Here is a 19053-nt window from a genome sequence, read left to right as displayed (position 1 = left end):
CATTTTCTTATTGTCACTATAGTTCACGCTCCGTTCCTACTTTATTTAAGAAACGATGGATTCTATCTGAGTCTGTTTGTTCTAACACCTCATTAGGCGTGCCATGATGAATGATTTTGCCTTCGTCAATAAATAAAATTTGATCCGCAATTGCTTTTGCAAATTGTATTTCATGTGTAACGAGTACCATTGTCATACCTTCTTCAGCAATTGATTTAATTAGCTTAAGAATACTTTGTATCGATTCAGGGTCGAGTGCAGAAGTCGGTTCATCCAATAACAGCACCTCAGGATTGAGCGCTAAGGCACGTACGATACCAACACGTTGACTTTGCCCTCCTGATAGTTGTATTGGGTATTTATCTTTATGTGATGTTAAATGAACGCGATCCAAATAAGATAAAGCGATTTCTTCTGCTTCCTTTTTATTATGTCCTTGCCCATATATAAGGCCTTCAGTGATATTTTCGAGAATTGTTTTATTTTTAAATAGATTATAATTTTGGAAGACCATCGCTGATTTTTGGCGTAATTGGGTCACTTCTTTTTTACTATGTTTTGCAGTATCAAATATTTGATTACTAATTTGTATTGTTCCAGATTCTGGCATTGCAAGCCCATTTAAAGTTCTTAATAGAGTGGTTTTCCCTGATCCACTCGGTCCGATTATTGCAGTCACTGTCCCTTTTTCTTGTGAAAAGCTCACATCGTTTAGCGTTGTATTTGATTTATATTTGTGTATAAGGTTATTTACAGTAATCATTCTATTTGCCCCCATTTTCTAATATATAAAAAGTATCACAATATATCCTATCGGTAAAGTAGGGATTAAAGGAATTTAACTTTATTTCATAAAAGTTGAGTGTTAAACTAAGATTAAATAATTTTATATAAAGTTAACGATGAGGTGATTGTTTTGAAATATTCCGCGTTAATACATTCGGATATTCAAAAGAAATGGATAGAAAAATTCGATTCGATTAAAGATCAGTTTAAAGAAAAAGCGGAATACAATGATGTTCATTCACGTTTCCCTTATGAAAATATTGAATGGTTAGTGAAAGAAGGGTACACATTACTTACTCTACCTAAAGCATATGGTGGTGAAGGTGCTACAGTCGAAGATATGGTTATCCTTCAAACCTATTTAGGTGCGATTGACGGTGCCACTGCTTTATCAATTGGGTGGCATCTTAGCGTCGTTGGACAATTGTATGAGCAACAAATGTGGGAACAAGACATGCTAGATCAATTTGCTAAGGAAATTAAAGAAGGCGCATTAGTTAATAGAGCTATTAGCGAGGCAGACACTGGAAGTCCTACACGTGGTGGTAGACCTGCAACGTATGCTGTAGAACAAGACGGTGAAATCGTTGTAGATGGTGTGAAGACATTTACTTCTATGAGTAAAGGACTCACACATTTTGTCGTAAGTGCTTATGATCAAGCTTTAGAAAAAGTGGGCTATTATCTCATAACAAAAGATATGCCAGGTGTTGAAATTGCAGATAACTGGAATATGATTGGTATGCGTGCGACTGAAAGTCATGATTTAGTACTTAATAACGTACGAATTCCGAAAGAAAACTTTGTTGAAATCCGTGGCGAAGGTGGAAAAAAACCAAATGGTTGGATTCTTCATATTCCTAGCGTTTATTTAGGTATAGCACAAGCTGCTAGAGACTATGCTATAGATTTCGCAAAATCATATAGCCCAAATAGTATTGATGGAACAATTGGTGAAATAACAACAGTTCAACAAAATATAGGTAAGATGGAATCTTTATTGTTATCAGCAAGACATTTCTTGTGGAGTACAGCTGCGATGTATAATCATACTTCTGAACCGCAACAATTGTGGAATGAAACATCTGCAAGTAAAGTTCTAGTAATGAATCAAGGATTAGAAGTTATCGATTTAGCAATGCGTATCGTTGGTGCTAAGAGCCTTGAAATGGAACGACCTTTACAACGTTACTACCGTGATATGCGTGCGGGCATTCATAATCCACCGATGGAAGATATGGCGTACACGAATATTGCTAAGTCAGTTCAAGGATTGTTTTAAAATAATAGAGAGAAACTTATCATTTTGACAATTTACTATGTTTTACAAAAATATATAGAACAAATAAACCCTTACCTAAAAACAAAGGTAAGGGATTTTATTTTAAAATAATATCTATTTGAATCACTCATTAATATGTTCGCTTTCTATTGTTACTAATGAAATATCTATCAATTTTCAAATTTCTTATTGTCAAATTTCAAATTTATCTATATAATCTTTATTAACTGATAATCATTTTCAATGGAGGAGACATAATGAGAAAATTATTAATTCCGTTAATTGCTTTAGTATTAGTTTTAGCAGCATGCGGTAATAAATCGGATAGCGGCTCAAAAGATAGCAAGGCAGAAACTAAGTCATATAAATTAGATAACGGGAAATCTGTAGATGTGCCTAAGCACCCTAAACGTATTGCAGTGGTAGCACCAAGTTATGCAGGTGGTATTAAATACCTAGGTGGTAACATTGTAGCTGTTAACAAACAAGTCGATAACAGTAAAATACTTAAAAATAAATTTAAAGGTGTAGAAAAAATAGGTGACAACGATGTAGAGAAGGTAGCGAAAAAGAAACCTGATTTAATCGTCGTACTTTCTACAGATAAAAATATTAAGAAGTATAAAAAGATTGCCCCAACTGTACCTTATGATTATGCTAAACATAAATATTTAGACCAACAAGAAGAATTAGGTAAATTATTAGGAAAAGAAGACAAAGTTAAAAAATGGAAATCTGAATGGGAATCTAAAACTAAAAAAGATGGTCAAGCAATCAAAGATAAAATTGGGTCTGACGCTACAGTTTCCATCTATGATGAGTTCGATAAAAAGCTTTACACATACGGCTCTAACTGGGGTCGAGGAGGCGAAGTTTTATATCAAGCATTCGGTTTGAAAATGCCATCTAAATTAGAAAAAGCTGTGAAAAAAGATGGTTGGAAAGAAATAAAACAAGAACAAATTGCAGATTATGCTGGTGACTATATCGTTTCTACAAGTGAGGGTAAAGCTAAACCTTCATATGAAAAAACAGACTTATGGAATAACATTCCTGCTGTTAAGAAAGATCATGTAGTCAAAGTTCAAGCAGAAACATATTGGTATAATGATCCATATACATTAGAACATATGAGAACTGACTTGAAGAAAAAGTTGTTGAAATAAAATTATAAAATAGATTATCAGTGTAATTATGTTATTAATATAAATGGGAACATAGAGCCTAAGACAGTTGTGTTGTCTTAGGTTCTTTTTTGAGATGAGCCCCCTAAGGGCACAGGTGCACGAAAATTTAATAATTTATACTAGAAGTATGTTATTTTATGAAAAAGAAAAGTTTTTCCCATCAAATGTAAACTTTTTGTTTTTATATGTTTACATTGGTGGTATAATCATGAAATTGAGGAGGTTTATAAATATGACAACAAAAAATTTGATTTTTACAGCACTTATGACAGCGATTATAGCGGTCTTAGGTTTCGTCCCATCGATACCGTTGCCATTTATGCCTGTACCTATTGTAGTACAGAATATTGGTATCTTTTTAGCTGGGATATTACTCGGACGTAAATATGGTACGCTCAGTGTAATTGTATTCCTATTACTCGTAGCTGCTGGTCTACCGTTATTATCAGGTGGTCGCGGAAGTATCGGTTCTTTTGCAGGCCCATCAGCTGGATTTTTATTTTTATATCCTGTCGTTGCGTATCTCATTGGTTTAGTGAGAGATTTATATTATAATAAAATAAATTTAATTATATTACTTGGTGCAACGTTAGTCATTGGAGTATTAATGTTAGATATCGTTGGTACGATTATTATGGGAATGATTACCAACTTACCATTTACTAAATCAATCACATTTTCACTAGCATTTATACCAGGAGACGTTGTTAAAGCGATTATAGCAAGTGTTGTAGGAAATATTTTATTAAATCACACACGTTTCCAACAATTACTTAAATAATCGTAACTATTTAAAAAGGTGATGCCAATATGATAAGTATGAAAGATATTTATCAGCAAGGACAAATATATTCTAAAAATGAAAGTGAAACAATATACTTAACACCAGATGAACTAGACGTTTTTGATGCTAATAAATGGGTTTATCATCAAATGCCTTCATTAACTAAATGGAAGCACGATTTGGAATACCAATTAACATTACATTTGTCTCAACATTCGAATCATCTGGCATTTACCTTTCCTGAAAATGAATCACTTAATCATGATTGGATTGACACAATTAAAGGACATGGCTTTGAAATAGGTCTCATGGAACTTTACGCGATTAAAGCTAATCATTTAAAACTGAAACATAATTCAAATGTACATATAGAATATGTAACTTCTAACAATTTAGACGATTATATAGATGTATTTCGCCAATTTTCATTGCCTTTTGGCGAAACATTTACTGAAAATAATGTTACTCGAATTTATACAGACTTTGATAAAGATGCAAAATCACGAATTGTCGCATATAGAGATGGTACCCCTGTAGGGATATTGGATATGATTAGCTCCCATCAATTTATTGAAATTGATGGGTTTGGGGTACTTGAGCCTTACCAGCGTCAAGGTATAGGTAGTGCGATGCAAAGCTTTGTAGCTCAAGTTGATCGTAATAAGACAATTATCCTTATTGCAGATGGACAAGATAGTGCGCGCAATATGTATATAAAGCAGGGGTATAGATTCGTGAGTCGTTGCTATCAAATCGTTAATGAAGAAATGGTTTAATTATGTAACTCTCTATTTTTGAAATGCCTACTATAATAATTTAATTAATAAGCGGGAATTAGAAATCTATATTTAGATTTCGTTCCCGCTTTCTTTTATGCGTTCTGGATGACTATATATATTAAAGTGACCGTCTCTTATAAAACCAATTGCCGTAATGTTCAAATCGTGTGCGAGTTCGACCGCTAACGTTGTTGGCGCTGACTTGGAAAGAATCATGCCGACCCCAATTTTTGAAGCTTTTAATAATATTTCAGAAGAAATACGTCCACTAAATATTAAAATTTTATCTCTCACAGGAATATGATTTTGAATACAATATCCATACAATTTGTCTAAAGCATTATGACGGCCGATATCTTGTCTGTGTTCAAAAAATGCATCAGCATCTGAAATAGCCGCGTTATGCAAGCCACCTGTTTGTTTGAATATCCTACTCGCTTTCTGTAGTTGTTCCATCATATTGATGACTTGTTGCGGTTGAATTGCCATTTTGGTCATAGAAGTTTTAGCGATAGCTGCATCATTATGAAAGTAAAATGCACGACTTTTTCCGCAACATGAAGCAATCATACGTTTGGTAGAATATTCAAAACGTTCCCCAAGAGGGTGTGTGAGTTTTACGTGTGCGAACCCTTTACTATCGTCTATTTGTATAGATTGTAAATCGTCTCTTTTTAAAATTGCGCCTTCAGAAGCTAAAAAACCTAACACAAGTTCTTCTAAATGGTTTGGGCTACAAATAACTGTAGCAAATTCCTCGCCGTTGACATTAATCGTTAATGGAAATTCGGTTACATAGTGGTCTGTCTTTTCTTTAAGTTCACCGTTTTCGTATCTAATGATAGGTTTGTTTTTCTGTACGTCTTCATTCATTTTATAACCCCATTTCATCTTCAATTCTATTTTATCGCATTCCTCATATTAAACAAAGATTAGGAGGTTGCTTGCACTTTTGTTTTTAAACAGTGAGTCATATAATAGAGAAGAAGGAGTTAATGTTTATGAAAAAAAGATTATTAACAGCTTTTATAACTTTAGGGTTAATTTCTTCAACGGTAGCAGGTTGTGAAATGCCCCGAAAGAACGAGTCTCAAACATCAAATGACGATAAACACACATTACATATAGCAGCAGCTGCAAGCTTAACTGATGTGACTAAAGCATTAGAAAAAGCTTTCGAGAAGCAACATAAAGGCGTCAACATAGAATTTAACTACGGTGGTTCAGGTTCACTTAGACAACAAATTAAAAATGGCGCTCCCGTAGATGTATTTATGTCAGCGAACACGAAAGATATAGATGCTCTCAAAGGTAAAGCCAATAATAAATTTATATACGCTCAAAATAAACTTGTTTTAATTGGTCAAAAGGATACGAGATATAAATCTGTGAAGTCTTTAAAACAAGAAGATAAATTAGCTATTGGTGAACCTAAGTCAGTCCCTGCAGGTAAGTATGCACAGCAATATTTAACAAACCATCATTTATACAAACAAGTTCAACCGAAATTAGTGTTCGCTAAAGATGTTAGACAAGTGTTAAATTATGTTGAAAAAGGTAACGCACAGCTTGGATATGTTTATCAAACAGATTATTATCAAAGTAAGCGCAACAATTCAAACCAAGTTAAAGTCATTGATCATTTATCATTAAAACAGCCTATTAAATATGAAGGCGCAACGGTATCGGATAAAAAAATGGGCAAACAGTGGATGCAATTCTTAAAGTCTAAGCAAGCTAAAAAGATTTTGAAAAAATATCACTTTGAGGTATAGGGGGTAACAAGATGCCGGATATTACACCGTTTTGGATTTCTTTAAAGGTGGCAATTATTAGCACAATCATAGTTACATTATTCGGTATACTAATCGCGAAATGCTTGTATCATCGACGTGGGTGGTTAATAAGATTAATCGAGAGTGTTATCGTGTTACCCATCGTTTTACCACCGACAGTAATGGGGTTTATCTTGTTAATTGTATTTTCACCTCATAGTCCCATTGGTTTTTTCTTTGCACATATTTTGCATTTACCTGTGGTTTTTACATTGGTCGGGGCCATCATTGCATCAGTCATAGTAAGCTTTCCATTAATGTATCAACATACAGTTCAAGGATTTAGAAATATAGATGAGAAGATGTTGAATACAGCTCGAACAATGGGGGCGAGTGAAGGTAAGATTTTTTTGAAAATAATTCTACCTTTATCGAAAAGGTCAATGCTCGCAGGTATTATGATGAGTTTTGCGCGGGCTATAGGGGAGTTTGGGGCTACGCTTATGGTGGCAAGTTACATCCCTCATAAAACGAACACTTTACCATTAGAAATATACTTTTTAGTGGAACAAGGTAAGGAAAATCAAGCCTGGTTATGGGTTGTTGTATTGGTAGCATTTGCAATTACTGTTATAGGCACCATCAATGCATTGAATAAAGCACCGTATCAGGAGGACAGATAATTGATTGAACTCAAATTAAAACATGAACTCAATAACTATCAACTTTCTATAAACATAAAGGATACTACCCCGAAAATATATGCAATCAAAGGTCGTTCCGGAAGAGGGAAGACTACAATTTTAAATATTATAGCTGGTTTAAAACGAGCTAACGCTTGTTACTTAAATCTAAATAATAGAACATTAACTGATACGGAAAATAATAAAGAAGTGAAGATTCAAAAGCGTAACATCGGCTATTTATTTCAAGATTATCAACTCTTTCCAAATATGACAGTTTATCAGAATATTACGTTCATGGCTCAACATAGCGATCATATTGAAAATATCATGCATCAGCTCAACATTGCTGAATTAAGTGAGCAATATCCACGTCAATTATCAGGCGGGGAATCGCAACGTGTTGCATTAGCAAGGACGTTAAGTACCAAGCCCGACTTAGTACTGTTAGATGAACCATTCTCAAGTTTAGATGATGATACAAAAGATGAAAGTATCTCGCTTGTACGTAATATTTTTGAACAGTGGCAAATTCCAATCATTTTCGTTACGCATTCGAAATTTGAGGCACAATCATTAGCACACGAAATCATTGATCTTGAGGTATCACGTTAATATATCTTATTCTCAATTTGAATTAAAAAAGGAGCAAAACGTTAAAATCTAACAATTTAATTAGATTTCAACGTTTTGCTCTTTATATATAGGCAGACATTATGCATTGTCTTCTGGTATCGGAAAAGCTTTGAATATTTCACCTGTCGCTAATGCATTGCTTAATGTTGAAAGCCAAGCATAATACGTTTTTGAATGTTCAATTTGAGTCAGTAATTTGGTTGCTTCCTCTCTAATTTCTGTCGATGTGGAGTCAGATTGTACGATTGGATTTAGTATATCTTCAGCTTTATGTATTGCTTCTAAATTTAATTTAATTTCACGTTCCCATTTTTGTGAAAAGAAGTTGCCAAAGAAAGTAAAGAAATCTTTTTCAGCGGTAAAATGCTGTTTACGACTGCCTCGTATAAAGTCTTGTTTGACTCCATCAAATTCTTGTAATCTTTTTACCCCAGCGCTCATGCTAGGTTTACTCATTTGTAGTTCATTGCGCATTTCGTCTAATGTCATGCTCTTGTGTTCGAATACCATCGTTCCATATAGATTACCTACGCTACGATTAACACCATACAAATCCATTGTTTCTCCAATTGAGTTTATAACTATATCTTTAGCTATATCTAATTGCTCTGTATAATCTTTTGCTCGTCCCACAATCTCACCTCCATTGCATTGTATATGTTTAGTTACCTTTTAATTAATTGATAGAAAACGATTGTTACATTTACATTTTATGTTGTGACTTTTAAAAAATATTATTATAGTTGCAACTTACAATTTTAAATGATTATGAAACAACTGTACACCCAAATTCAACTATTTATTTAGATATTACTTTGTTTTTTCATTTGATGCAATGACTAAGAAATATACATCAACCTTTTGGGAATTTTTAATGATTTTGCTAGAACAGGTGTAAACCATTGTTACATAAATGTGCAAGTTTTATAATGAATATAATGATTGAGAGGGGAATTAATTGCGATGAGTGATAAATATTCTAGACAAACGTTGTTTAAACATATAGGTCAACATGGGCAACAACAACTGATGGACGCACGTGTATTGATTGTAGGCATGGGAGCCTTAGGAACGCATGTTGCCGAAAGTTTAGTAAGAGCAGGTATCGGTCATTTAACGATGATTGACCGTGATTATATTGAAGAAAGCAACTTGCAAAGACAAACTTTATTTACTGAACGTGATGCTCGCCAAGCTTTGCCTAAAGTGATTGCTGCTGAGAATAAATTAAAGCTTATACGTGAAGACGTAAGCATTGAAGCTCATATTGGAAATATGGACCGGTGGTTTCTAGAGAATTATGCTCAAAATGTTCAACTTATTATAGATGCGACAGATAACTTTGAAACACGTCAGTTAATAAATGACTTTGCATATCAACAACACACACCGTGGATTTATGGTGGAGTTGTACAAAGTACATATATTGAAGCAGCATTTATCCCTGGTGAAACACCATGTTTTAATTGTTTAGTTCCTCAACTACCAACAATCAATGTCACATGTGATACAGTGGGGGTAATTCATCCTGCTGTAACGATGACGACCAGTCTACAAGTTCGTGATGCTATGAAAATATTAACGCATCAAAGTTTTACACCTAAAGTAACATACGGTGACATATGGGAGGGTGAACACTTTCAATTTGGTTTTAGTAAACTTCAACGAAACGAGTGTGCCACATGTGGAGAGTCACCCACATTTCCATATTTAAATGAAGCAAAGCGTCAATATGCGAGTTTATGTGGTAGAGATACGGTACAATATGAAAACAACAATATTACCTGGGAAATATTGGAAACATTTTTATATCAACGTCATATTCAATATCGTTCTAATCATTATATGATACATTTTAACTTTAATCATCATCGCATCGTTTACTTTAAAGGGGGGCGTTTTTTAATACATGGTATGACGAATCCGCAACAAGCAACGACCTTAATCAATAAATTATTTGGGTAGAGGAGTGGACTTATGCATCATAATGAAACATTAAAGAGAAATATTAAATGTGCAGTGCTTACTATTTCTGACACGAGGGACGTTAATACAGATAAAGGGGGACAATTGATACAAAACCTTCTATCTGAAAGCGACATGACTGTAGATTCCGAGATACATTATGTCATAGTGAAGGATGAGATAGATGCTATTCAGCAGCAACTTCAAGAATGGCTTGCCCAAGATGTCGATGTAATTATTACGACAGGAGGCACAGGTATTGCCGAAAGAGACGTTACGATTGAAGCGATTGAACCTTATTTAACTAAAGAGATAGAAGGATTTGGTGAACTCTTTAGGTATTTAAGTTATGTAGAAGATGTTGGTTCACGTGCAATGCTTTCAAGAGCTATTGGTGGCACAATTAAAGATAAGCTTATCTTTTGCTTACCTGGATCTACAGGCGCAATAAAATTAGCGATGAATCGATTAATCATACCAGAAGTGAACCATCTCATCTCAGAAATTAGGAAATAATCATTTATATATATTAATGAAGATTAGTCTGTTGTTCTCGTATAGTCACCAGACTTACCACCGCTTTTTGATAGCAGATAAGTTTCGCCGATAACCATTGATTTATCGAGTGCTTTCGTCATATCGTAAATCGTTAAAGCTGTAACAGAGGCAGCAGTTAAAGCTTCCATTTCCACACCTGTCTTGCCGGTAGTGGATACAGTGACCTCAATATTTAAAACGTAAGATTCGGATGCTTGTTTCCAATCAAATACAACATCAATGCCGGTTAGCGGTAAAGGATGGCACATAGGTATCATATTTGAAGTGTTCTTCGCTGCCATAACGCCAGCAATTTGAGCCGTATTTAATACATTACCTTTATCATTTGTATGTTGAACAATCTGTTGGTATATGTCTGGATTTACAGTAATGCTTGAATGTGCAACGGCAATTCGTTTCGTAACTTCTTTACTAGAAACATCGACCATCTTCGCATTACCTTGTTGATTGATATGTGTGAATTCAGTCAAAAGAATACCTCCTTATTTTAATATAAATTATAACACGAAAGGAGCAGTTTTGATGCCAGTTGAGAAAAGAACGCCACTACCCGTAGGAAATGCAATAGAACGTATCGTAAATGAAGATATTCAATCAGAGACCATAGAGGTTTCATTAAATGAAAGCTTAAATTATATTTTAGCAGAAGATATCGTAGCAACTCATGATATTCCTCGTTTTAACAAATCACCGTATGACGGTTTTGCACTTCGCAGTGTTGATACTTTAAATGCGAGTGGTGACAACCGAGTTGAATTTAATGTCATTGATCATATTGGTGCTGGTGACGTTTCGAAAAAAGTCGTAGGGGAGCAAGAAGCAGTGCGTATTATGACAGGTGCTGCGGTTCCTGAAGGTGCAGATGCAGTCGTTATGTTAGAACAGACAGTCGAAGGCGATCAAAGTTTCACGATTCGTAAACCTTTTAATCGTAATGAAAATATTTCTTTTAAGGGTGAAGAAACGCAACAAGGTGACCTGATCTTAGAAAAAGGTCAACACATCAATGCCGGAACAATAGCAGTATTAGCAACATTTGGTTATACAGAGATACCAGTTTTTAAAAGACCGAGCGTGGCTATTATAGCAACTGGTAGTGAGTTGTTAGATGTAGAAGATGAATTAGAGCCTGGAAAGATTAGAAACTCAAATGGTCCTATGGTAGCTGCATTATGTAAAAAGTTAGACTTACCTTGTAGCACTTATAAAATACAACAAGATGATTTAGAAAGTTCTATTCAACGTGTTACTGAAGCGTTAAAGCAACATGATATCGTTATTACGACAGGCGGGGTATCAGTAGGTGATTTTGATTATTTACCACAGATTTATGAAGCATTAGATGCAAACGTATTGTTCAATAAAGTAGCAATGCGACCTGGTAGTGTGACGACAGTTGCTGTAGCTCAAGGTAAATATTTATTTGGTCTGTCAGGTAATCCATCTGCCTGCTTTACTGGATTTGAGTTGTTTGTTAAGCCTGCAGTTCTGTCTATGATGGGGGCACATAAGCGTTTCCCACAAGTAGTACAAGCAACTTTAATGGATAACTTTAAAAAAGCAAATCCATTTATGCGATTTGTTCGTGCTCAAGCGACATTTGATGGTAAACAAATGACCGTGAAACCGGCTGGATTTAATAAATCGAGTGCAGTTGTCGCGATTGCCCACAGTAATTGTATTATGGTATTACCTGGAGGGTCTAGAGGACATCAGCAAGGCTATACAGTCGATGTAATATTAACCGAATCTCAAACATATGAATGGGATGCGTTCGTATGATTTTACAAATTGTAGGGTTGAAAAATTCAGGCAAAACGACACTCGTCCAACATTCAGTGAAGTTATTGAAGGAACATCATTATATGGTGGCGACAATCAAACATCACGGGCACCAGAGTGAACACGATATTACTTTGCAACAATCCAATGTAGATCATATGAAACATTTTGATGCTGGTGCAGATCAAAGTATCGTGCAAGGATATGAATATCAACAAAGCGTCACAAGAACTGCTAAACAAAGTTTGGATGAAATCATCAGTCAGTCTGTTACAATAGACAGTAACATTATTCTAGTTGAAGGTTTTAAAGAAGCGGATTTTAATAAAGTACTCGTGTATCGAACTGAATCTGATAAAAACACTTTAGCTGAGCTCTCTAATGTTAAATATTATATTAACATAGACGATCAAGATGCATTAGCAAGCTATGATGAGTGGTTATTATCTTTTGTAAATAAGAAGGAATGAAGGTTATGAAACAATTTGAAATCGTTAATACACCTATAGAAACCGAACAATATAGGGACTTTGTAGTAAATCCATATCAAGGTGCAGTCGTAGTGTTTTCGGGCCATGTTAGAGAATGGACGAAAGGTGTCAAAACAGAATATCTTGAGTACGAAGCGTATACACCTATGGCAGAGAAGAAATTAGCACAAATTGGAGATGAAATTAACGCACAATGGCCAGGCACCGAAGTCGCAATTGTACATCGTATCGGGCCATTACAAATTTCAGATATAGCAGTACTTATAAGTGTCTCATCACCCCATCGTAAAGATGCATACCAAGCGAATGAATATGCGATTGAGCGCATTAAAGCTATTGTACCGATATGGAAGAAAGAAATTTGGGAAGATGGTTCCGAATGGCAAGGTGATCAACGTGGAAACCATACAGAGGCTAAAAAAGGAGGCCAATCATGAAAGTCCTATACTTTGCTGAATTAAAAGAAATATTGGGCACTGATTCAGAAAATATTGATCTAAGTTATGACATAACAGTTAAGGATTTTATTACAAATTTATTTAAGAAACATCCAAGTATTCAAGAAAAACAGTTTCAAATAGCGGTAAATGAGGAGTTTGTTCAAAGTGATGACGTCGTTAGACCTAATGATATTGTGGCCTTGATTCCGCCCGTTAGTGGAGGTTAATGAAAGATGATAGCTATTATTCTTGCAGGCGGTCGTTCAGAACGTTTTGGTGAACCGAAAGCATTTGCCGAAATTGATTCTCAAATGTTCTATCAACGCATAATTAACGTCTTAGATCGTACGAATATGTTTAACAAAATAGTTATAAGTACTAATGAAAAGATTGTTGATCAATTTAACTATGATCCTATCGTTATCGATCAGTCTATTCATAAAGATAAAGGGCCTTTAGCTGGAATCTATTCAACGATGTGTGCCTTTCCAAATGAAGAATTATATTTTGTTATTTCTGTAGATACACCGTTGATTACACAAAAAGCAATTAGTCATTTATACCAATTTATGGTAGAACATCTCATTGATGATCAATTAGACATTGCAGGCTTTAAAGAGGGTCAATATCCTATACCAACGATTGCTTTTTATAGTCCACGTACTAAAGAAGTAATAAAGCAAGCATTAACTTCGAACGATTATAGTTTGAAAAATGTCTATTCAAATATGAGAAGTGACTGGTTAGATGTCGATGAGATTAATTCACCAGAATACTGGTATAAAAATATTAATTATCAACAAGATTTAGACTCTATAAAACAAAAGTTAGAAAAATAGATCGGGGGTCTAACTGTATGGTACAACAAATCACTGATAAACTAGGTCGGCCAATACGTGATTTAAGAATTTCGGTTACAGATCGTTGTAATTTTCGTTGCGATTACTGTATGCCTAAAGAAATATTTGGTGATGATTTCGTATTTTTACCCAAAGATGAATTACTCACGTTTGAAGAAATGGAACGTGTTGCACGTATTTATGCACAATTGGGTGTGAAAAAGATACGTATTACTGGTGGTGAACCACTGTTAAGACGAGACTTATATAAACTTATTGAAAAACTCAATGCAATAGAAGGTATAGAGGATATTGGTTTAACCACAAACGGTTTACTACTGAAAAAGCATGGAGAAAATTTATATAACGCTGGATTACATCGTTTAAATGTCAGTTTAGACGCGATTGATGACGAGACGTTTCAATCTATAAATAATAGAAATATTAAGGCGACGACGATATTAGAACAAATAGATTATGCCAAATCGATAGGTTTTCATGTGAAAGTGAATGTTGTTATACAAAAAGGTGTAAATGACGACCAAGTGTTACCGATGATTCAATATTTTAAAGATAAAAATATTGAAATTAGATTCATTGAATTTATGGATGTAGGCAACGATAATGGTTGGGATTTTAGTAAAGTGGTAACTAAAGATGAAATGTTATCACAAATTGAAGCGAATTATGATATTGAAGGCGTGCCACCAAAGTATTATGGTGAGGTCGCTAAATATTATCAACATAAAGATAATGGAGCGAAATTTGGTTTAATCACTAGTGTTTCCAGTTCATTTTGTTCTTCTTGTACAAGAGCACGTTTGTCATCAGATGGAAAGTTTTACGGTTGTTTATTTAGTGAAGTAGATGGATTTGATATTAAGTCATATCTCAGAGCAGGTGCCTCTGATCAACAGTTATATGAAAAATTCATTGAATTATGGCATTTAAGAGATGATCGTTATTCAGATGAAAGAACAGAACAAACAGTAGCTAATAGAAAACGCAAAAAAATTAACATGAATTATATTGGCGGTTGAATGTTAGCTAAATATAAGAAAAAGAGGAGTCTGAGATATCTATTTTTGTCTCAGATTCTTTTTTGTATGTCAAAATAATTAAGTGATTTAAAATATCCCACAATAATAGTAGCGTTATCAATAAACTAACCACTGAATCACTTGCCCCCTAATTATAAATTAAGAAATAAAAATTCAAACAAAATAGTACATGAGTTTCTAAATGATGAATTTAAAATTAATGTTCATACTAAAAAATTCGATAAGAAATATAGGATATAAAAAAAGCAATGCATAGAGAAATTTATTTATTTTAAACTATATAAATAATAGATTTAATGAACGTAATGTAGTATAATACAAAAAAAGGATTAATTAATTTAAGCCTAAACTAGCAAGGAAAGACAATGAGGAGGCAATGCAATATGGAAAGTAACGTGTCGTATTTCATAATGTCTGAAAGGGCATTAAGTCAACTGAAACACTGGTTGAAATCTGAACATCGACTATCAATTGAAGAATTTGTAGTTTTGTATAAAGTTCTAGAATCAAAGAAGATCAGTGGAAAAGAATTACGTGACACCTTACACTTTGAAATGTTGTGGGATACTAGTAAGATAGATGTGATTATAAGAAAGATTTATAAAAAGGAATTAATTTCTAAATTACGTTCAGAAACCGATGAAAGACAAGTATTTTATTATTATGATGCAAATCAATCAAAGGGCATAGAAAGTATTATTAAAGATGTTGAAAATATTAAAATACCGCAATAATTAATACGTTTTTAATCAACTCATTAACACCGAGAAGTAGTTAATCCATTTATACGAAAAAAGATGGGGGCGGGACAGAAATCGAATTTTCTAAGAGAGATTTCGTAGTCCCACCCCGGCAAGGATGACTAGGATTGAAAAAAGTTTGTTCTAAGCGCATTTTCAATTCAGACATCTACTGCCAAATTGATAAAGAGTCTGAGACACCTATTCTTGTCTCAGACTCATCTTTTTTTTATTAACTAATTTGTTCTGATTTTACGTTTTTACCGTGTAGGAAGAAGTAAAGTACTGTCATTACTAAAACAACAATAGCCATAATACCGTAAAGTTGAGCGTAACTCATTGTAGAAGTTAAGAAACCTAAAACGTAAGGACCAAAGCCAATGCCTAAATCTAACCCAATGAAATAAGTTGAAGTAGCTATACCATACTTCTCAGGTGGAGAAACTTTAATTGCTATCGCTTGCATACATGATGAAATATTCCCGTAACCAGCGCCTAAGAGTAGGCCAGCAATAATGAGTAGCAATCCGTTATGTGTTAAACATAAGGCCACAAATGTTAAAAATAAACAAATAAATGCAGGATAAGCTACAACATTTTCGTTTTTATCATCCATTAATCTACCAGCAATTGGACGTGTGATTAATGAAGCAATCGCATAAAAAATAAAGAAGTAACTTGAAAGTGCTACGAGGTGAATTTCTTCAGCAAAAAATTGTAAGAATGTTAATATGGAAGCATATGTTAAACCTGCAATTAACATAATTAACGCGATAGGCAATGCTTCTTTAGCAATATAATTATGAATACTTAAAGCACTATGTTGATTTGTTGTTTTATTGTTCGTTGGCGTTATGTCGAATTTGATATTTACGAAGAAAGTAATGATTAAACTAATAATCCCACAAACTAGACAAATCACAAATAGTAACTCAATTGGGAAACTGTGAATTAAAAGCAATCCGAAAAATGGTCCAATCGCAGCACCAATGACAAGACTCAATGAAAATAAACTTATGCCTTCACTCTTACGTTCAGGCGGTGTTACAAATGCAGCAATGGTACCTGTTGCTGTAGTCGTTATACCCGTAGCAATACCATTTATGAGACGGGTGAACATGAGTAAACCAAGGGAACCTTGTATAAAGTAGAAAAGTTGCGTAATAATTAGAAAGCCTAGGCCTATTAATAAAATCTTTTTAGGTCCTAATTTATTAACGAATCTACCTGTCGCAAAGCGTCCGATGAGAGATCCGATAATGAATAAACCAGATACCAACCCTGCGATACTATCAGATGCGTGATATTCAGATTTAGTATAGCTAGCAATAATAACTATAAGTAAATACATACACAAATAGATTAAAAAATTAGTAATAAAGTTAATGTTAAAACTCTTCGTCCAAATAGGTGTTTTGGTTGAAGCTGCTTGTGTCATTTAATTGTCCTCCATTCCGATAATACTTTCATGAATTAATTCCATAGTTTGAACTGTAGTTTTGATTTGTTCTTCTGAGATAGCTACATTTTGAAGTATGTCATTTTGTACCTGTTCGATACGATGTAAAATTTCGCGGTATAGCTCTTGACCCTCAGGTGATAGTGATAGTATTTTTTCTCTTTTATCACTGCCTTGTTCAATGTGGAGTAAAGACTTTTCAGAGAGTACCTTTAATATCTTTCGGGTCGTTGGTTTCTCAATTGCACGACGTTTTGAAATTTGTACCAATGTCGTTGGTCCATTCATTGCAATATCTTTTAAAATGAGCCACTGTGCAGAATAAAGGTTAAATTCATCAAAAATTGGCTGTAATTGTTTAATATACGGTCGATACATAGCAGTAAATTGATTAAATAAAGAATTCGCTCCCATAAGATCCTCCTTAAAAATATAGTTAGCTAAGCTAACTATTTGGACGTATATTATTCTACGACTTTTATCCATACAAAGCAATAGCTTATTTCAAATTCCTTTAGAAAAACATTATTTTAATGCAATAAAGTTTTGTTTAAGTGGAAGAATAAAATAACATATGATTAATCAATATTATTGTTTTAAACGAGTAAAGTGTAAGCGAATTTGTTAAGATAAAACAAAGCTATAAAGATAGGAGTGAGGCTATGGATGATTTGAAATTGGACCACATCATTCACTATGTCCAGAATTTAAATGACTTTAATTATCCAGGTCATTTGTTTAAGTTGTATCAAGGTGGGCAGCATGAAAAGTTAGGTACATACAATCGTTTAGCATTTATAGATAATACTTATTTAGAGTTATTAGATGTCCATAAACCTCAATTATTAAAAAAGGTAGTTAAAACTGAAGAAGGTCGTGTAACGTTTCCGTCTAAAATTGTGCAAGATAACTTTCGCCAAGGGATAAAAAATATAGCGTTTCGAACTCAAGATATTGATCAAGTGAAACAAAGTTTGGAATTAAGAAATGTTGATGTGATTGGGCCAGTAAAGATGCAACGTGAAAATAGAAGAGGTAAACGTTTAACGTGGCGCGTTCTATATATTGCTGATCCTGATTACCGAGTTAAGCCACCGTTCTTCATTCAATGGGATGATGCAGATGGGGTCAGAGCTAAAAAGATTGATCCATACGCTCAAAATGAATTTAAGGTACATGGAATCAAGATTAATAGTACTGAACGTAAACATACTGTAGCAAAATGGAAAAATTGGTTTGATATGGAAGTCGTGGATGAAACAGATCATTACACGACAATGAAATTGAAACATGACGATATACTTTATCACATTTATGACGGAGATTTTTCAGGTTATAAGACTATTTTATTGAAAGATAAAAAGACAACATCTTCATATACATTAATCATTCGAGGCGCCACATATCAGTTTACTGCAGACAGTGAAAAGGAATGAATTTGATTCGCGCATTAGTATCTAAAAGTATATTTGAGTGTTAAAATAGAGAAGTAAGCGGTAGCGTGTTTTGAACGCCAATTTGGGCTTGATGGAGCATTGTTAAACAGACAATTATTTAAATCAATTGATGAATCAGTCCTACGTAAATAATGTACGTATGAGCAAAATTAGCACAGGTTATTCATGCTCATTTTATTGCATAACTATACTTCAAATTAAAAAGAAAAGCACACAAGAAATAACGTATTAAAATGAAGCAATACCGTAAAATAAGTGCTGTAAGGTATATCTCATTAGCATGTTTTATTATGTGAAAGTATGCATTAAGCGATGTATAATAAAATGGAGTGTAACGATAAAGGAGAAT

23 protein-coding genes are annotated in these 19053 nt (G+C 34.0%); 17 read left to right on the top strand and 6 right to left on the bottom strand.

What is annotated here, in order from left to right:
- Positions 1-16 precede the first annotated feature (16 nt).
- Positions 17-763 carry an amino acid ABC transporter ATP-binding protein gene (locus QQM35_RS01010; protein WP_251517916.1) on the bottom strand — a complete coding sequence of 249 codons (747 nt, stop codon included), beginning with the start codon at positions 761-763 and terminating at the stop codon, positions 17-19.
- 153 nt (positions 764-916) lie between these two features.
- Between QQM35_RS01010 and QQM35_RS01005 the strand changes: the two genes are divergently transcribed.
- The 4 genes from QQM35_RS01005 (at position 917) to QQM35_RS00990 (ending at position 4815) form a co-directional block, all read left to right on the top strand.
- The gene (locus tag QQM35_RS01005) at positions 917-2068 is read left to right on the top strand and encodes an acyl-CoA dehydrogenase family protein (RefSeq protein WP_251517919.1); all 1152 of its coding nucleotides are present in this window, start codon (positions 917-919) and stop codon (positions 2066-2068) included.
- Positions 2069-2325: 257 nt separating this feature from the next.
- On the top strand, positions 2326-3234 hold the full coding sequence (locus QQM35_RS01000; protein ID WP_342610427.1) for an ABC transporter substrate-binding protein: 909 nt from the start codon (positions 2326-2328) through the stop codon (positions 3232-3234).
- A gap of 253 nt (positions 3235-3487) precedes the next feature.
- Positions 3488-4036 carry a biotin transporter BioY gene (locus tag QQM35_RS00995; protein ID WP_251517924.1) on the top strand — a complete coding sequence of 183 codons (549 nt, stop codon included), beginning with the start codon at positions 3488-3490 and terminating at the stop codon, positions 4034-4036.
- Between the two features lie 29 nt (positions 4037-4065).
- Complete coding sequence (locus QQM35_RS00990) at positions 4066-4815, top strand: GNAT family N-acetyltransferase (RefSeq protein ID WP_342610426.1); 750 nt, start codon at positions 4066-4068, stop codon at positions 4813-4815.
- Positions 4816-4887: 72 nt separating this feature from the next.
- Here QQM35_RS00990 and fdhD read toward each other — a convergent pair whose 3' ends face one another.
- Positions 4888-5691, bottom strand: coding sequence for a formate dehydrogenase accessory sulfurtransferase FdhD (fdhD, locus tag QQM35_RS00985; RefSeq protein WP_342610425.1), 804 nt, complete (start codon positions 5689-5691; stop codon positions 4888-4890).
- A 128-nt stretch (positions 5692-5819) separates the two neighbouring features.
- On the opposite strand from fdhD, the gene modA reads away from it, so the two are divergent.
- The 3 genes from modA to QQM35_RS00970 are packed head-to-tail and all read left to right on the top strand — an operon-like array spanning position 5820 to position 7891.
- Positions 5820-6593, top strand: coding sequence for a molybdate ABC transporter substrate-binding protein (gene modA, locus QQM35_RS00980; protein WP_251517931.1), 774 nt, complete (start codon positions 5820-5822; stop codon positions 6591-6593).
- 11 nt (positions 6594-6604) lie between these two features.
- Complete coding sequence (modB, locus tag QQM35_RS00975) at positions 6605-7276, top strand: molybdate ABC transporter permease subunit (protein ID WP_251517933.1); 672 nt, start codon at positions 6605-6607, stop codon at positions 7274-7276.
- A complete protein-coding gene (locus QQM35_RS00970) occupies positions 7277-7891 on the top strand; it encodes an ATP-binding cassette domain-containing protein (protein ID WP_251517935.1) in 615 nt (204 codons plus the stop codon).
- Positions 7892-7990: 99 nt separating this feature from the next.
- On the opposite strand, the gene cudC is transcribed toward QQM35_RS00970, so the two are convergent.
- Positions 7991-8545 carry a choline uptake/conversion transcriptional regulator CudC gene (gene cudC / locus QQM35_RS00965; protein ID WP_251517937.1) on the bottom strand — a complete coding sequence of 185 codons (555 nt, stop codon included), beginning with the start codon at positions 8543-8545 and terminating at the stop codon, positions 7991-7993.
- 330 nt (positions 8546-8875) lie between these two features.
- Between cudC and QQM35_RS00960 the strand changes: the two genes are divergently transcribed.
- A complete protein-coding gene (locus QQM35_RS00960; protein ID WP_251517939.1) occupies positions 8876-9877 on the top strand; it encodes a ThiF family adenylyltransferase in 1002 nt (333 codons plus the stop codon).
- 12 nt (positions 9878-9889) lie between these two features.
- Positions 9890-10393 (top strand): MogA/MoaB family molybdenum cofactor biosynthesis protein, encoded by a 504-nt coding sequence (locus QQM35_RS00955; RefSeq protein ID WP_251517941.1) that lies wholly within the window; start codon positions 9890-9892, stop codon positions 10391-10393.
- A gap of 23 nt (positions 10394-10416) precedes the next feature.
- On the opposite strand, the gene moaC is transcribed toward QQM35_RS00955, so the two are convergent.
- Positions 10417-10905, bottom strand: coding sequence for a cyclic pyranopterin monophosphate synthase MoaC (moaC, locus tag QQM35_RS00950; RefSeq protein ID WP_251517943.1), 489 nt, complete (start codon positions 10903-10905; stop codon positions 10417-10419).
- 52 nt (positions 10906-10957) lie between these two features.
- Here moaC and glp point away from each other — a divergent pair, with 52 nt between their 5' ends.
- From glp to QQM35_RS00915, 7 genes are all read left to right on the top strand, one after another.
- A complete protein-coding gene (gene glp / locus QQM35_RS00945) occupies positions 10958-12217 on the top strand; it encodes a gephyrin-like molybdotransferase Glp (protein WP_251517946.1) in 1260 nt (419 codons plus the stop codon).
- Positions 12214-12687, top strand: coding sequence for a molybdopterin-guanine dinucleotide biosynthesis protein B (mobB, locus tag QQM35_RS00940; RefSeq protein ID WP_251517949.1), 474 nt, complete (start codon positions 12214-12216; stop codon positions 12685-12687). Before glp ends, mobB begins: the two co-directional genes overlap by 4 nt.
- Positions 12688-12692: 5 nt before the next feature.
- The gene (locus QQM35_RS00935; protein WP_251517951.1) at positions 12693-13145 is read left to right on the top strand and encodes a molybdenum cofactor biosynthesis protein MoaE; all 453 of its coding nucleotides are present in this window, start codon (positions 12693-12695) and stop codon (positions 13143-13145) included.
- Positions 13142-13375, top strand: a complete 234-nt coding sequence (moaD, locus tag QQM35_RS00930) for a molybdopterin converting factor subunit 1 (protein ID WP_251517954.1) — start codon at positions 13142-13144, stop codon at positions 13373-13375. The genes QQM35_RS00935 and moaD overlap by 4 nt, the downstream gene beginning before the upstream one ends.
- Before the next feature lie 6 nt (positions 13376-13381).
- Complete coding sequence (gene mobA, locus QQM35_RS00925; protein WP_251517957.1) at positions 13382-13987, top strand: molybdenum cofactor guanylyltransferase MobA; 606 nt, start codon at positions 13382-13384, stop codon at positions 13985-13987.
- A gap of 17 nt (positions 13988-14004) precedes the next feature.
- On the top strand, positions 14005-15027 hold the full coding sequence (gene moaA / locus QQM35_RS00920; RefSeq protein WP_251517960.1) for a GTP 3',8-cyclase MoaA: 1023 nt from the start codon (positions 14005-14007) through the stop codon (positions 15025-15027).
- A 404-nt stretch (positions 15028-15431) separates the two neighbouring features.
- Entirely contained in the window at positions 15432-15782 is a 351-nt protein-coding gene (locus QQM35_RS00915) for a transcriptional regulator, SarA/Rot family (protein ID WP_251517963.1), read from the top strand.
- Positions 15783-16020: 238 nt separating this feature from the next.
- Here QQM35_RS00915 and QQM35_RS00910 read toward each other — a convergent pair whose 3' ends face one another.
- Complete coding sequence (locus QQM35_RS00910; protein WP_251517966.1) at positions 16021-17226, bottom strand: MFS transporter; 1206 nt, start codon at positions 17224-17226, stop codon at positions 16021-16023.
- Complete coding sequence (locus tag QQM35_RS00905; protein WP_251517969.1) at positions 17227-17661, bottom strand: MarR family winged helix-turn-helix transcriptional regulator; 435 nt, start codon at positions 17659-17661, stop codon at positions 17227-17229.
- Positions 17662-17909: 248 nt separating this feature from the next.
- On the opposite strand from QQM35_RS00905, the gene QQM35_RS00900 reads away from it, so the two are divergent.
- Positions 17910-18683 (top strand): VOC family protein, encoded by a 774-nt coding sequence (locus tag QQM35_RS00900; protein ID WP_251517971.1) that lies wholly within the window; start codon positions 17910-17912, stop codon positions 18681-18683.
- Positions 18684-19053 lie beyond the last annotated feature (370 nt).

This window comes from Staphylococcus hsinchuensis, assembly GCF_038789205.1.
GTDB classification, from domain to species: Bacteria; Bacillota; Bacilli; order Staphylococcales; family Staphylococcaceae; genus Staphylococcus; species Staphylococcus hsinchuensis.
The sequence above is the reverse complement of the archived record's forward strand: the minus strand, read 5'-3'. Positions and strand labels throughout refer to the sequence as shown.

Coding starts and splice junctions, on each gene's coding strand:
- QQM35_RS01010 (WP_251517916.1), bottom strand. CDS start 763: ATGATTACTGTAAATAACCTTATACACAAATATAAATCAAATACAACG.
- QQM35_RS01000 (WP_342610427.1), top strand. CDS start 2,326: ATGAGAAAATTATTAATTCCGTTAATTGCTTTAGTATTAGTTTTAGCA.
- QQM35_RS00995 (WP_251517924.1), top strand. CDS start 3,488: ATGACAACAAAAAATTTGATTTTTACAGCACTTATGACAGCGATTATA.
- QQM35_RS00990 (WP_342610426.1), top strand. CDS start 4,066: ATGATAAGTATGAAAGATATTTATCAGCAAGGACAAATATATTCTAAA.
- fdhD (WP_342610425.1), bottom strand. CDS start 5,691: ATGAATGAAGACGTACAGAAAAACAAACCTATCATTAGATACGAAAAC.
- modA (WP_251517931.1), top strand. CDS start 5,820: ATGAAAAAAAGATTATTAACAGCTTTTATAACTTTAGGGTTAATTTCT.
- modB (WP_251517933.1), top strand. CDS start 6,605: ATGCCGGATATTACACCGTTTTGGATTTCTTTAAAGGTGGCAATTATT.
- QQM35_RS00960 (WP_251517939.1), top strand. CDS start 8,876: ATGAGTGATAAATATTCTAGACAAACGTTGTTTAAACATATAGGTCAA.
- QQM35_RS00955 (WP_251517941.1), top strand. CDS start 9,890: ATGCATCATAATGAAACATTAAAGAGAAATATTAAATGTGCAGTGCTT.
- glp (WP_251517946.1), top strand. CDS start 10,958: ATGCCAGTTGAGAAAAGAACGCCACTACCCGTAGGAAATGCAATAGAA.
- mobB (WP_251517949.1), top strand. CDS start 12,214: ATGATTTTACAAATTGTAGGGTTGAAAAATTCAGGCAAAACGACACTC.
- QQM35_RS00935 (WP_251517951.1), top strand. CDS start 12,693: ATGAAACAATTTGAAATCGTTAATACACCTATAGAAACCGAACAATAT.
- moaD (WP_251517954.1), top strand. CDS start 13,142: ATGAAAGTCCTATACTTTGCTGAATTAAAAGAAATATTGGGCACTGAT.
- mobA (WP_251517957.1), top strand. CDS start 13,382: ATGATAGCTATTATTCTTGCAGGCGGTCGTTCAGAACGTTTTGGTGAA.
- moaA (WP_251517960.1), top strand. CDS start 14,005: ATGGTACAACAAATCACTGATAAACTAGGTCGGCCAATACGTGATTTA.
- QQM35_RS00915 (WP_251517963.1), top strand. CDS start 15,432: ATGGAAAGTAACGTGTCGTATTTCATAATGTCTGAAAGGGCATTAAGT.
- QQM35_RS00910 (WP_251517966.1), bottom strand. CDS start 17,226: ATGACACAAGCAGCTTCAACCAAAACACCTATTTGGACGAAGAGTTTT.
- QQM35_RS00905 (WP_251517969.1), bottom strand. CDS start 17,661: ATGGGAGCGAATTCTTTATTTAATCAATTTACTGCTATGTATCGACCG.
- QQM35_RS00900 (WP_251517971.1), top strand. CDS start 17,910: ATGGATGATTTGAAATTGGACCACATCATTCACTATGTCCAGAATTTA.